Source organism: Olegusella sp. (genome assembly GCF_057238325.1).
In genome coordinates, this window is sequence record NZ_DBHHGF010000012.1 from 54021 (window position 1) to 67239 (window position 13219).

Sequence of the window (13219 nt, forward strand, 5' to 3'; positions counted from 1 at the left end):
ACGTATGAATATCCCTTTATGTAACAAAAGACGCGCACACAAAAGACGCGCGGCCCAAACATGAGTCGCGCGTTATTTTTTTTGCTGCTTTGTGCGTCGCAATCATACACAGTTCTGCTCTACTGATGCCTCGTTTTGCTCGTGGACTAACCAGCCAGAATCCCTATATGTGGCAGGCAGGTTGGAACTGATGCCATCTGCTCGCAGACTAACCCTCAATACGGCGCACGCGAAGAACTCCGGCAATATCTCCTAGACGCTCTGCTGTATCATGCGGCATTGTCTCATCAATATCCAGCAGCGTCACCGCATACGCACCACGGCTCTTGTTGGCAAGATTTTCGATGTTGAGTCCTGCTTTGCCAAAAAAGCCTGTAATTTGAGACAGCATATTAGGCTCATTGCGATGCAACACGCATACGCGAGATGCAGTTTCGCAAACACCTAAATCAATAGCTGGGAAATTGACAGAATTGGTGATATTGCCATTATCGAGATAGTTCTGAAGCTGCTGTGCCGCCATGAGTGCGCAGTTATCTTCTGCTTCCTCGGTAGAGGCGCCAAGGTGTGGCAGGACAATTGCTCCAGATAGGTTTGCCGTCAGGGGATTTGCAAAGTCGGTCACATATTTATGCAACTTTCCAGCCTGCAAGCTTGCTGCAACTGCTTCTTCATCAACCACGATATCGCGGGCGAAGTTGAGCAATGTTGCACCTGGCTTCATGCGAGCGATTATATCGACCGAAATCATCTTGCTCGTCTTGTCGCCTGCAGGTACATGTACAGTCAAGAAATCACTTTGAGCAGCAAGTTCACCCAGATCAGAGGTATTGCCTACCTGTGGGCTCAAATGCCAAGCGCTGCTCAGCGACATGTAAGGATCGTAACTAATGACCTTCATGCCAAGGTCGATTGCAGCGTTTGCCACACGCCAACCAATGGCACCCAAACCCACGACGCCAAGTGTTTTACCTGCGATTTCATGACCAGCAAAGGCTTTTTTTGCCTTCTCAGCAGACTTGGCAATAGCAGGATCACGAGCATTTTCCCGCACCCATGCAGCACCGCCAAGTAGGTCGCGCGACGCGAGCAGCATGCCCGCAAGCACAAGTTCCTTGACAGAATTTGCATTGGCACCAGGAGTATTAAAGACGACAATGCCTGCTTCCGAGCAACACTCCAACGGGATGTTATTAACACCAGCGCCTGCTCGAGCAATAGCGCGTAGGCTGGGCGGAAACTCCATGTCGTGCATTTTTGCGGAACGCACCATTACGCCCGCTGCATCATCTAGCTGATCGGTAAGGCTATAACCAGTGCGGAAGTTATCAGTACCAACAGCAGAAATTGCATTGAGACAATAAACCTTGCGGTCTTTCATACGAATCTCCCCTATTTTTGTTGCAGCAAGTTTTGTTGCGACAAGTCGCGGTCTGAACTTTTATTTGTGAACACCCTATTTATGTACAAGTTCAAAGTCGCCCATAAATTTAACTAAGGTTTCAACACCCTGCTTGGGCATCGCGTTATAGATACTGGCGCGCATGCCACCAACGCTACGATGACCTTTGAGATTGACAAGACCCGCAACGGTTGCCTGCTTTACAAATTCTGCATCAAGCGCCTTGTCACCCGTTATGAAAGGCACATTCATAAGAGAGCGATCCTCCGCACGGACAGTACCCTTAAACAACGACGACGCATCAAGGAAGTCATAAAGAAGCTGGGCTTTTTCAATATTGAGCTGCTTCATTGCTGCAAGTCCACCCTGCTTTTTGAGCCACTTAAAGACGAGACCGCAGACATAAATATCCCAACAATTAGGCGTGTTATAGAGAGAACCTTTATCCGCCTGAGTCTTCCACTTCATTACGGTCGGAGTACCAGGCAATACATCATCACGAATAAGGTCTTCGCGAATGATATTGATAGTCATACCTGCAGGGCCAATATTCTTTTGGACGCCGCCATAAACGACACCATAACGAGAGATATCCATTGGCTCCGAGAGGAAACAGCTTGATACATCAGAAACTAATATCTTGCCGCGAGTGCAAGGCAGCTGGTGAAATTTTGTGCCATAGATGGTGTTGTTTTCACAGATATAAACAAAATCAGCCTTCTCATCAATTGCGAGTTTTGAACAGTCAGGAATGTAGCTGAATGTTGCATCTTCGCTGCTTGCTACTACGTTTGCTTGACCGTATAGCTTGCCTTCTGCATAGGCCTTTTTGGCCCACTGACCTGTGATGATATAATCAGCCACACAGTTTTTCATAAGGTTCATGCACACAGCCGCAAACTGATGATGCGCCGAGCCACTGAGAAACAGAATTTTGTAATTATCGGGAACAGCAAGAAGCTCACGGAGATCAGCTTCGGCTTCGTCGAGAATCTCCTGAAAAACAGCGGAACGGTGACTCATTTCCATAACGGACATACCACAGCCGCGATAATCCAGCAGGTCAGACTGGCAAGACGAGAGAACTTCTTCCGGTAGCACGGCTGGCCCTGCGCTGAAATTGTATACGCGACTCATACGTCCTCTATTCTCTCTATCGTTGCAGTTTGCGGTCACACGACCGCTCTGGAAACTATCGCACAGCTTTTTGGACAGACGCGGATTTGTTACGAGCTGACATGGAAGCGTTACGTTCTCATAATCTTTATGTCATGCAGCGCCTCTGCTTGGCAGCATTTAATCTTCGTGTCGGCAACACCATACCTGACGATATGCAATCCGCTTGTTACCTATCATCTTGCATCTAGCAACATTCGAACCGCCTAAAGTTGCCACCCAAATCGTTAACCTTTACAGGGGAACAGTTTCGTTTGGCAAAAGCCACGTTCTGTTTCACGCAGCGCCGTTCTGCTTGCCAAAAGCCACACTTCATTTCAAATGGCGCAGCTCTGCTTGCCCAACGCCACGGATTCTTTCAATCGAAGTAGCTCTACATGCCAAACGCCACGTTCTGTTTCAGAAAAAATGTCAAACGCCACAGATCTCTTCAGCGGTCTTCACGTTTGCACAGGTAGATTTTTTTCGCGTGAAACAGAGTGTGGCTTTTGGCTAAAAAAGTGAAGTAGAATGTGGCTTTTGGCACCTAGCATGAAACAGAGTGTGACTTTTGACACCTGGCATACTCAGGATATAGAGGATGAGGAATTATGAACCCTTCGATAGCACGCGAGGAATTGTGAACCTAATTTACGGTTAGGCGGCTAGGTGTCAGACATCACCAGCAAGCACCCTGAAGTTTGCTAGTGGCGCGTCTTCAAATCGCCGGGGACAAAAGACATCACAAGCTGCTGAGCTTGCTCCTCGCTTAAATTTGCATATTTTTTTGCTGGGAAGGTTGCGCGCAGGCCTTGGATACTGCCTGAACCCACATAAGAAATATAGACTGCAACGATTGCTTTGCCGTCCTTATCTTTTTCAGCCTGAACTACCAGACAGTATGAGACACTGTCGCCTTCATCTACTAAAACATCAGGCTCCATTGAGCTATCCGCTGACTTGGTATATGCATCAGCCACTGCCTGAGCCCCGAGATTAGCAGTATTTTCCTTTGCCTGCGCAACAAGATCCATTTCCCAGTTTTTGCTGTTAAAATGCACCGAAGTCTCGGTCTCATCTAACTTTTTGAGGTCTTTGCAAAACGATGGATCGAATGTAAAGCCATATTTTTTATTGGCATATGCTTCGGTAGATACCGTCTTTGTTGTTGCATTCGAGCCTTCAGCAGAACCCTCCTTGGACTCTTGGGTATCAGTAATATCAGTATTAGCTGCATCTTTCTTGATAGCTGAACCTTCTGCAGCTTGAGAGCCTATTTCGCCTGTTTCTGCTGGAATATTTTTTGCTGTACCGCCACTGCATGCCATCAAAGAACCTGCTAGCACGGCCGTCAATGTAGCCGCTGCCAGCTGCTTACCTACAGCCATCAATTCAAATCGATTATTAGTAAGCATGGCAGCCCTCCTTTTGTTCATTTAAAACTCTAGCGTGAATAACCCGTTAGTAGGACAGCAATTTTGTATTGTAAGACTTTAATAAAGCCAAATTTTCTCTTTCAGTTTAAATACCCCTCAGTTAGTATGATTTAGGAGAAAAAGGGGAAACCTCTCTGGGTGAGAGCTTTTCTGCAGAGGAAGTTCACTTGAGCGCACACGCCACCATAGCGACGCCTCAGCGCGGAGAGTTTCCACAAAGAAATTGCTCCAGCAGGAGCTTTTCTCAGAGAGGGGGCAGCAGCACGATATCGCAATCACCGCGCCTATCTAGCGTGAGTTGCTACATCTTGCTGCAGCTATACGAACGGAGAGACGTTTATGTCCGACACTACTCATGACACACTCCTCAGCGTGCGTAATATTTCCGCTGGCACTGAGGACAAGCAAATCCTCCATCATGCCAACTTGGAAGTTACATCAGGCGAAGCCCATGTCCTGATGGGACCCAATGGCGCAGGAAAATCTACGTTGGGCCACGTCATCATGGGCGATCCCACCTACAAAATCACCGACGGTCAAATTATTTTTGATGGTATTGATATCACCGAACAAGCTGCCAACAAACGTAGTCTCGCTGGTATCTTCCTCTCCTATCAGGCACCCGTCGAGGTACCTGGCGTACCTTTGTACTCGTTTTTGCGCACCATCACGCAGATGCGCCCCGAGCTCAAGATGAACGCCCGCAAATTCCGCCAGCGCGTCGGCGAGATTTGCGACCAACTGAGCATGGATCAAAGTTTTCTCACCCGTGAACTCAATGTAGGCTTCTCGGGTGGCGAGAAGAAAAAAATCGAGATGCTACAACTTCTGCTGCTCCGTCCCAAACTGGCAATTCTTGACGAAACCGACTCAGGTCTCGACGTAGATGCGCTCTCCGTTGTATCTCGTGGCATTGAAGCCTATCGCGAAGATTGCGACGGCGCACTGCTGATGATTACGCACAACACCCGCATTCTCGAGCGTCTTGATGTTAATCACACCCATGTTATGGTCAAGGGTCGACTTGTTGCCGATGGCCCCGCTTCCTTGATTGACGATATCGACCGTAACGGCTTTGAGCGCTTCGAAAACGCTGTTGCTACGGCTGCCGAGGACGGTGAGTAGCTTGGCAGAAAGGACACAGGTCCAAGACGTTGACCGCTCACTGTATGACTTCACCAAATCAGAAGAGGGCTACGAGCGGTACGCCGATGGATTGACTCCCGAAATCGTGCGTTCTATCTCGGCAAAGAAAGATGAGCCCGAGTGGATGCTGCAAATGCGTCTTGACGCACTAGAGACCTACCAAAATCTCGCGATGCCTGCCAATTGGGGTCCAGATACCAGCGGGCTCGACATGAGTCATATCTCAACCTACGTCTCACCCAAGACCAAGCAGGCCAGCAACTGGGAAGAAGTGCCTGAGGACATCAAAGATACCTTTGAACGTTTAGGCATTCCGCAAGCAGAGCGCGAAAGTCTCGCTGGTGTAGGTGCCCAGTATGACTCCGAAATCGTGTATCACAACATGAAAGAAGAGATGGCAAAGCAAGGCGTTGTTTATACCACCATCGAAGATGCGCTGCACAGCGAATATGAGCCGCTGGTCAAGCAGTACTTTGGCAAGTTGATTCCGCCTCGTGATCACAAGTTTGCAGCACTGCACTACGCCGTATGGTCAGGCGGCTCTTTTGTGTATGTGCCACGCGGTATCACGGTAGATTATCCGTTGCAGAGCTACTTTCGCCTAAATGCGCAGGGTGCCGGACAGTTCGAACATACGCTGATTATCTGCGAAGATGATACCAACCTGCACTTTATCGAGGGTTGCTCGGCACCAAAATACTACGCCGCAAACCTCCATGCAGGCGCGGTTGAAATCTTTGTCGGCAATCACTCACACATGCGTTATTCGACCATCGAAAACTGGTCAAAAAACATGTTCAACCTCAATACTAAGCGCGTCACGGTAGGTACCGATTCACAAATGGAATGGATTTCGGGTAGCTTTGGCAGTCATGTGTCCTACCTCTACCCTACCTCGATTATGAAGGGTGACCGCTCCAGCGTTGAGTTCACAGGTATCACCTTTGCTGGCCAAAACCAAGATCTCGATACTGGCTGCAAGGTTATCCTGCAGGGCGCCGATACCACCGCATCTGTCGAAACCAAGTCGATTTCAAAGGACGGCGGCATCAACACTTTCCGCAGCTCTGTTGTCATTGGTCGCAAAGCCGAACGCGCTCGTGCGTCTGTAAGCTGCTCGTCACTGATGCTTGACGATATCAGTCGCTCAGACACCATCCCCGCAATGGATGTACGTTGCGGTTCTGCACAAGTGGGTCACGAAGCCACCATTGGTCGCATTTCTGATGACACTATTTTGTATCTGATGAGCCGTGGATGTAGCGAAGAAGAAGCTCGCACAATGGTTGTCAATGGTTTTGCTAACCCTGTGTCCAAGGAGCTCCCGCTTGAGTATGCGGTCGAGATGAACAACCTGATTAAACTCGAGATGGAGGGGGCAATCGGCTAATGGATATGCAAACTCTCCCGCACGTCAACTCACCTGTTGCTGAAACTTGGAACTATCTGCGCATTAACGACGTGCAATTCGAAGTGCCCACACCTGACGCGACGGGCAAAGTATACGAAGCAGTACCACGCATCTTTGACAGTATCGAGACGGGTTCAGGCATCGAGGCAGCCACCTGGATTGCAGCTGCTGCAGGCGATGGTCACTATATTGAAGTGCCGCGCAATACCACACGCACCGAGCCCATCGTTATTAAAGTTTCTGCAGGATATGTTGCCAATACCGCTGTGATGCTACGCGCTGGATCGCACGCAACGGTAGCTATAGTAGCTGCTGGTACCAATAGCACGCCAAATAACAGCAATACCGATAAATCGACTCCGACATCAGCAGCACTCACCCGCATTTATGTTGAGCGCGGCGCCAAACTACAACTGACTGAGCTTGTTGCAGTTGAAGGCCAGCACATCGAAACTGTCGGCATTTTTGCCGATGAAAATGCACAGATTGCGGTACGCCAATACGCTTTGGGTGGCAAGAAGGTCGCGTTTGGTTTTGGATGCAATCTTGCTGGTCAATCCAGCCGCTTGGATCTGACAATGCGCTACCACGTGAGCGGCGAAGATCTGCTTGACGTAAATCAGCTATGTCGTATGCGCGGTCGCCATAGTCGCTCCGAGATGCACGCAACGGGTGTCCTTGCCGACGCTGGCAAAAAAACTTTGCGTCAGACCATCGATTTGATTCACGGTGCAAAAGATGCCAAAGGCAACGAATCCGAAACTGTACTGGTAACCGGCGACGATATTGTCAACAAAACGCTGCCAACGGTACTTTGTGATGAGGATGATGTTCAGGGCAATCATGGTGCCACCATCGGTTCGGTAAGCCCCGAGCAACTGGATTACCTTGCTGCCCGCGGTCTTTCTCGCGAGGAAGCAGAGGCACTCTTTGTGCGCGCAATCTTTGATGATGCAATCATTAATGCGTCCACCGAGGATTTACGTGCTGCCGCCATCACTCGAGCGGAAGCCATTTTAGGTGCTGAGGTTGCACACGAGCTTGACGAGAGCAGGGAGGCTTAAATGTTGAATTCTGACGAGCTAGCTCTCATTGAGCAAAACCCCTATAAGGCGGATTTCCCTCTGCTTGCCAACAATCCCGAGCTGGTCTTTTTGGATAGCGCTGCAACGGCACAGCGTCCTGCTTGTGTGCTTGATGCACAGCGTAAGTTCTATGAGACGATGAATGCAAACCCCTTGCGTGGTCTGTATCGTCTGTCGGTTGACGCGACGCGGTCTATCGCAGAGGCGCGGGCGCATGTCGCGCGTTTTATTGGTGCTGTGGACAAACAAGGCACGCCACAGGGTAACGAGATTGTCTTTACGCGCAATGCCTCTGAAAGTCTAAATCTTGTTGCGCATTCGCTGGGACACCTGTTACTACGACCAGGTGACGAGGTAGTTATCTCTATCATGGAGCACCACTCCAATCTGATTCCTTGGCAACAGATTTGTCGCGAGACTGGTGCAAAGTTGGTATTTTTGCGGCTTGATGATGATTTCCGTATCACACCTGCCGAGATTAAGGCCAAGATTGGCCCACGAACAAAGATTGTCTCGGTGACGCAGGTTTCCAATGTGCTCGGCATCGAAAACGATATTCCCGCGATTGCCGCCCGAGCACATGCTATGGGTGCAAAGATGGTCGTCGACGGCGCACAGTCCGTGCCGCATATAGCTGTTGACGTGCGCAAACTTGGCTGTGATCTGCTTGCTTTCTCGGCTCACAAGATGTGTGGTCCTATGGGTATTGGTGTCCTTTGGGGCAAAGCAGAACTACTCGATACAATGCCGCCCTTCTTGACTGGTGGCGAGATGATTGACTCCGTTAGCGAAACTGATGCCGTATGGGCTCCTGTGCCTCAAAAATTTGAGGCGGGAACACAAGACGCTGCGGGCAGTTATGCACTGGATGCAGCATTGAGCTACTTGGAAGAAAAGGGCTGGGATACTCTTGAGACCCGCGAACGTCTGCTGGTACGCTACCTCACCGATCGGCTAGCAGCACTCGACTTTATCGATATCATCGGCCCTACCGATGGCAAGCGTCATCTGGGCTCTGTTGCCTTTAACGTAGGAGACGTTCACCCACACGACGTCGCTTCTATTCTTGATATGCAAAACATTTGTATTCGTGCAGGTCATCACTGTGCTCAGCCACTCTTGACTGAGCTGGGCGTGTCAAGCACCAGCCGCGCAAGTATTGCTTTTTATAACGATAAGACCGATATCGACCGCCTAGTTGAGGGTCTAAAACAGGTTTGGCAGGTATTCCATGGAAACCGTTAATCTTTACAATGCCGCATTCATGGATCATGTTGCCCATCCCGACTACAAATATCAGATGGACGATCCTACGCACACCCATGAAGGTATTAATCCTAGCTGCGGCGACGACCTTGTATTTTCCGTCAAAATTGGTGACGATGGGGTAATTGAAGAAGCAGCATATCAGGGTAGCGGCTGTGCAATCAGCCAGGCATCAGCTGATATGATGGCTGACCTTATAACAGACAAAACACCCCAACAGGCAATCGAGCTGTGTCGCTTGTTTATGGATATGGTGCGTGGTACTGAAACCGACCCTGACAAACTTGCTCTGCTAGAAGATGCAGCAAGCCTGAAGGATATTTCGCACATGCCTGCGCGTGTGAAATGTGCAGAGCTGGCGTGGCGCACGCTTGAAGAAATGCTGGAAGATAGGGGGAACTAGCTATGGCTGCAAATATGTTCTCCACCAAGGGTCGCTATGCCTTACGAGCAATGAGCGATCTCGCAACGCATGAAGGGTGGATTTCGCTGGGCGATGTGTCTGAACGACAAAATATCTCACGTAAGTATCTTGAACAGGTCATTGCGCTTATGCACAAAGCAGGTTACGTTGATAGTCAACGCGGTAAGGGCGGCGGCTATCGTTTGACACGCAAGCCTGAGGAGTACACCATCGGCGAAATTTTGCGTGCTGCTGAAGGTTCTCTGGCGCCAGTGGCCTGTTTACAGTGCACCAACGACGAGATTTGCCCACAGGTTTTTGATTGCCCTACGGTAAAGGTGTGGGCAGGTCTCGGCCAGGTAACCGCTGAGTATCTGGACAGCAAAACTTTGGCGGACATTTTACCTACCGACGGATCCGAAGCTCATCCTACCGATACCCAGCTCAACCACCCCGACTGCTAGCCTAGAGATCCTCAGCTACGCAACCTGCCTCGTGCTCTTGCGGCCTCGCTTCCGCCAACAACAGGGGCTAGATACCTCCGACTACGCAACCTACCTCTTGTGAGAAGCTTCATCGCTCCCGCTCTTGCAAAAAGGAGCAGGCGAATTTTCGGTAGATGGTTCATCCTTCGGACTTACGAAAAAAATGACCTGCGCATTTACGCTTGCTTACCTCGAACCTTGAACCATTTGCGGTTTGTATCTGTGGTTTGTATTTGCGGTTTGTATCCCACCTGTGCTTTAAGCAGAGAAACCTGCACGTGCTAAAAGGGACCAACCCGAAAGTTGATCCCTTTTGACGATCACACTTACATGCAGCAATACGCCATCGGCGCACAAGCAGTGCGCTCGTCTTGGCGTACGCAGCAAAACTTATGCCCAGCCCTTACCTGCAGAACCGAACTCATCAATGAGCTCCTTGGTGCGGGTGGCAATAGCCTCGCGACCAGGCTTGAGGAGCTTACGAGGATCGAATGCCTTGTCATCAAAACCGGGGTGCTCAGCGCAGTACTTAGCAGTAGCGTTAGCAAAGACAACCTGAAGGTCAGTGTTGACATTAATCTTGGAAACGCCGTTGGCAATCGCCTTCTGAATCTGGTCAACAGGGATACCCGTACCACCATGAAGAACGAGAGGCAGGTCGCCAACGACAGCCTTGATCTCAGCAAGACGATCAAAGCTCAGGCCAGCCCAATTATCAGGGTACAGACCGTGGATGTTACCGATACCACAAGCAAGGAAGTCAACGCCCAGATCAGCAATCTGCTTGCACTGCTCGGGATCAGCAAGCTCGCCCTGAGCGGTAACGCCGTCCTCAGTACCACCAATGCCACCGACCTCGGCCTCAACGGAGATGCCCTTGGAATGAGCGATCTTCACAATCTCAGCGGTACGATCGAGGTTGGTCTGGAAGTCGGCCTCATGAGAGCCATCATACATAACGGAGGTAAAGCCAGCTTCGATGCAATCAAAGCAAGCCTCATACGAACCATGGTCAAGATGCAGAGCAACAGGAACAGTAATCTTCCTATCCTCAACGATCTGATGCACAATCTCGGAAACAACCTTGAAGCTAACCTGCCACTTCATGGCGCCGCTGGTGCACTGAATAATCAGCGGAGATTGCTTCTCCTCAGCCGCCGTGATGATGGCGTCTGCCCACTCGAGGTTGTTAGTGTTGAATGCGCCGATGCCATAGTGACCCTTCTCAGCGTTCTGGAGCATCTGTGTTGCGTTGACAAGCATGTGTGCCTCCTAATGTCGCAACTACTGAACACGTCCTACAGAACATATTACCAGCTAATCCGTCTTCAAACGCCCGCATTTGTCAGCTAGGCGCTACTTTTTTAGAAAATCTTATGAGAGAGGTTAAAAAAGGAGTTGAAGAGAGACTAAAGAGGGGTTGGAATTTTATTGGAATGCTGAGCTGGGAGGAGTTTTGACGAAAACATGCAAGGACGATTAGCTTTTCGTGTAATTCTGCCAAGAATTTTAGCTTGGCTGGTATGACTTAGGCCAATTCGGGAAAATGAGCAAGAAGACCAACCTTGAGGAGGCACTTCAATAGCTATGGCTTACAAGCAAAACGATATCAACGCCGCAGCTGCCAACTCTGGCGAAAAGAAAAGTTTGTTTGGCGAGGTTTCCTTTGCGACAGTATTTGCAAGTGCGATGGCAGCAGGTACGGCACTCATACTCTCAACCAAAATTGGCGTTGCAGGCTCTCTTATCGGCACCATAATTGCAGCAGCCGCCTCGTCTTTTGCAAGCCAGATTTACCAGCAAATCATTCAACGTTCGGCAGCTAAACTGCAGAATGTTTCTCTACCTGCAGCTTTTTCGCCTTATGAGAAAAACACGGACTCCCCCACCAGCGATGTGACTACAGCTATATCAGAACCTGCAATGGATCAGACTGTGGTGCAACAGCGCCCACTCACGCTTTCGGACAAAACAGGTCCGCATTCCCATGCAGCAACAGGAACTCCTATAGCCCCAAACTCAATCCGCCAAGCCGCAGCCGTACGCACAAACAAGCTGGCATGGCGTCGTCTAGGCGTAGCTATCGCCGCGGCACTGCTAGCACTTGCAATAACGGCGGGAATAATTTCACTTGTCACAGCAGGTCAGGGTCTTGGATCCAAAACCGTGTTGATACCATCGACCTACACCGAGCCAGACTCACGCGAGCAGGACAAATCGGCAGACACCCAGCAAAAAACTGACGAAAGCACAGACACTGCCGATACGACAGACAACAAAACTGCAGACTCAACAGACTCCAGCAAGGCTGACGACTCCACAAAAGCAGACGAAAGCACTAACCCAAACGGCAACAATAGCGAAAATAGCAACAGTGGTAGTTCCGATACTGCAAATAGCGACGCTAGCAAGACCAACCCAAGCGAAGACAAGCAGAGCCAAGACAAGTCCGACTCCAGCACTTCTTCTACAAAAACAGATACTAGTAAGAGCGGTACCAGCGGCAACCAAACAAATACCACTAACAGCTCAAACTAAAGCAGCTCGTCTAAGGTGCGACCATAGCTAGGCAAAAACTCTTCCATAAAGTCGCGCACTTCGGGTAACTCTATTGCCATCTCTTCAAGCTTCTGACGTGTGGAAGCCGCAGCAGTCGCAAACTCACCCGAACCACCACGCTCTTCTTCCTCACATTTGATGAGAGCAGAAAGTTTGTCAGCCGCCTTGACAAGGCGCAGCATCAGCTCGTCGTCCGCACCAAAACGAAATGCTCGTTCAAACTCCTCGCGCAAATCTTCAGGCAGCGTATCTAACAATTCGTCTTCTGCCTCAGCCTCTACCCGGTGATATGCATCGCGCAACTGACCGTTACGATACTTTACCGGTGTTGGCATATCACCGGTAATAATTTCGGACGCATCATGATACATGCCCACCAACGCCGCTCGCTCGGGATTGAGCTTACGGCCATAACGTACGTTACCAATCACGCAAAGCGCATGAGCAATCATCGCAACTTCCAGCGAATGCTCGGACAGATTTTCCGTACGCGAGCAACGCATCAAGACCCAACGGTCAATATACTTTAGTCGAGAAAGCAGGGCAAAGAAATGCGACTCCTTCTTGTCTGGCATAACTCTCCTAACACTAAAATCACCTACATAACTCGCTTTGTTCTCCAATCCAAGCTCTAACTCATCATTTACATGCACAAATGCTAAGTCTTGGCTATTCGTGTACTATCTTACCAAGTCGTGTAGACAGTAAAGGTAACCCGTAGAAAGGATTATCATGGACGATACGACTACAAGTCTTGTTCTGGGCATTATGGGTATTCTGGGAGTCTTTCTTCTTATTGCCTTAGTACTTGCGGCACTCCATGATTCCGAAGTTTAACTAGACCCTGTTTTGTTGAAGTCCCAGCTTAGGG

General features: G+C 49.7%; 12 protein-coding genes. 7 read left to right on the plus strand and 5 right to left on the minus strand.

What is annotated here, in order from left to right; genetic code table 11:
* Positions 1-208: 208 nt before the first annotated feature.
* From ACO5JD_RS08280 to ACO5JD_RS08290, 3 genes are all read right to left on the minus strand, one after another.
* Complete coding sequence (locus tag ACO5JD_RS08280; RefSeq protein ID WP_484989072.1) at positions 209-1381, minus strand: 3-phosphoglycerate dehydrogenase family protein; 1173 nt, start codon at positions 1379-1381, stop codon at positions 209-211.
* Between the two features lie 75 nt (positions 1382-1456).
* Positions 1457-2539 carry a 3-phosphoserine/phosphohydroxythreonine transaminase gene (gene serC / locus ACO5JD_RS08285; RefSeq protein ID WP_484989074.1) on the minus strand — a complete coding sequence of 361 codons (1083 nt, stop codon included), beginning with the start codon at positions 2537-2539 and terminating at the stop codon, positions 1457-1459.
* Between the two features lie 722 nt (positions 2540-3261).
* Positions 3262-3972 (minus strand): hypothetical protein, encoded by a 711-nt coding sequence (locus ACO5JD_RS08290; protein ID WP_484989076.1) that lies wholly within the window; start codon positions 3970-3972, stop codon positions 3262-3264.
* Between the two features lie 360 nt (positions 3973-4332).
* Between ACO5JD_RS08290 and sufC the strand changes: the two genes are divergently transcribed.
* The 6 genes from sufC to ACO5JD_RS08320 are packed head-to-tail and all read left to right on the plus strand — an operon-like array spanning position 4333 to position 9768.
* Positions 4333-5118: a Fe-S cluster assembly ATPase SufC gene (gene sufC, locus ACO5JD_RS08295; protein WP_484989078.1), complete on the plus strand. Its 786-nt coding sequence runs from the start codon at positions 4333-4335 to the stop codon at positions 5116-5118.
* Between the two features lies 1 nt (position 5119).
* Positions 5120-6529 (plus strand): Fe-S cluster assembly protein SufB, encoded by a 1410-nt coding sequence (gene sufB / locus ACO5JD_RS08300; protein WP_484989080.1) that lies wholly within the window; start codon positions 5120-5122, stop codon positions 6527-6529.
* Positions 6529-7614: a SufB/SufD family protein gene (locus tag ACO5JD_RS08305; protein WP_484989082.1), complete on the plus strand. Its 1086-nt coding sequence runs from the start codon at positions 6529-6531 to the stop codon at positions 7612-7614. Before sufB ends, ACO5JD_RS08305 begins: the two co-directional genes overlap by 1 nt.
* Complete coding sequence (locus ACO5JD_RS08310; RefSeq protein ID WP_484989084.1) at positions 7615-8880, plus strand: aminotransferase class V-fold PLP-dependent enzyme; 1266 nt, start codon at positions 7615-7617, stop codon at positions 8878-8880.
* Positions 8867-9304, plus strand: a complete 438-nt coding sequence (gene sufU, locus ACO5JD_RS08315) for a Fe-S cluster assembly sulfur transfer protein SufU (RefSeq protein ID WP_484989086.1) — start codon at positions 8867-8869, stop codon at positions 9302-9304. The genes ACO5JD_RS08310 and sufU overlap by 14 nt, the downstream gene beginning before the upstream one ends.
* Positions 9305-9306: 2 nt before the next feature.
* Positions 9307-9768 (plus strand): RrF2 family transcriptional regulator, encoded by a 462-nt coding sequence (locus ACO5JD_RS08320; RefSeq protein ID WP_484989088.1) that lies wholly within the window; start codon positions 9307-9309, stop codon positions 9766-9768.
* A gap of 411 nt (positions 9769-10179) precedes the next feature.
* Here the strand turns inward: ACO5JD_RS08320 and fba are convergent, their stop codons facing one another.
* Positions 10180-11052 (minus strand): class II fructose-1,6-bisphosphate aldolase, encoded by an 873-nt coding sequence (fba, locus tag ACO5JD_RS08325; protein ID WP_021625654.1) that lies wholly within the window; start codon positions 11050-11052, stop codon positions 10180-10182.
* A gap of 324 nt (positions 11053-11376) precedes the next feature.
* Between fba and ACO5JD_RS08330 the strand changes: the two genes are divergently transcribed.
* Positions 11377-12327: a hypothetical protein gene (locus ACO5JD_RS08330; protein WP_484989090.1), complete on the plus strand. Its 951-nt coding sequence runs from the start codon at positions 11377-11379 to the stop codon at positions 12325-12327.
* On the opposite strand, the gene yfbR is transcribed toward ACO5JD_RS08330, so the two are convergent.
* Positions 12324-12923: a 5'-deoxynucleotidase gene (yfbR, locus tag ACO5JD_RS08335; RefSeq protein WP_484989092.1), complete on the minus strand. Its 600-nt coding sequence runs from the start codon at positions 12921-12923 to the stop codon at positions 12324-12326. The genes ACO5JD_RS08330 and yfbR overlap by 4 nt on opposite strands.
* Between the last annotated feature and the right edge of the window lie 296 nt (positions 12924-13219).

Bases quoted from the DNA above. Each gene is read 5' to 3' on its own strand.
- ACO5JD_RS08280 (WP_484989072.1), bottom strand. From the start codon at position 1,381: ATGAAAGACCGCAAGGTTTATTGTCTCAATGCAATTTCTGCTGTTGGT.
- serC (WP_484989074.1), bottom strand. From the start codon at position 2,539: ATGAGTCGCGTATACAATTTCAGCGCAGGGCCAGCCGTGCTACCGGAA.
- ACO5JD_RS08290 (WP_484989076.1), bottom strand. From the start codon at position 3,972: ATGCTTACTAATAATCGATTTGAATTGATGGCTGTAGGTAAGCAGCTG.
- sufC (WP_484989078.1), top strand. From the start codon at position 4,333: ATGTCCGACACTACTCATGACACACTCCTCAGCGTGCGTAATATTTCC.
- ACO5JD_RS08305 (WP_484989082.1), top strand. From the start codon at position 6,529: ATGGATATGCAAACTCTCCCGCACGTCAACTCACCTGTTGCTGAAACT.
- ACO5JD_RS08310 (WP_484989084.1), top strand. From the start codon at position 7,615: ATGTTGAATTCTGACGAGCTAGCTCTCATTGAGCAAAACCCCTATAAG.
- sufU (WP_484989086.1), top strand. From the start codon at position 8,867: ATGGAAACCGTTAATCTTTACAATGCCGCATTCATGGATCATGTTGCC.
- ACO5JD_RS08320 (WP_484989088.1), top strand. From the start codon at position 9,307: ATGGCTGCAAATATGTTCTCCACCAAGGGTCGCTATGCCTTACGAGCA.
- fba (WP_021625654.1), bottom strand. From the start codon at position 11,052: ATGCTTGTCAACGCAACACAGATGCTCCAGAACGCTGAGAAGGGTCAC.
- ACO5JD_RS08330 (WP_484989090.1), top strand. From the start codon at position 11,377: ATGGCTTACAAGCAAAACGATATCAACGCCGCAGCTGCCAACTCTGGC.
- yfbR (WP_484989092.1), bottom strand. From the start codon at position 12,923: ATGCCAGACAAGAAGGAGTCGCATTTCTTTGCCCTGCTTTCTCGACTA.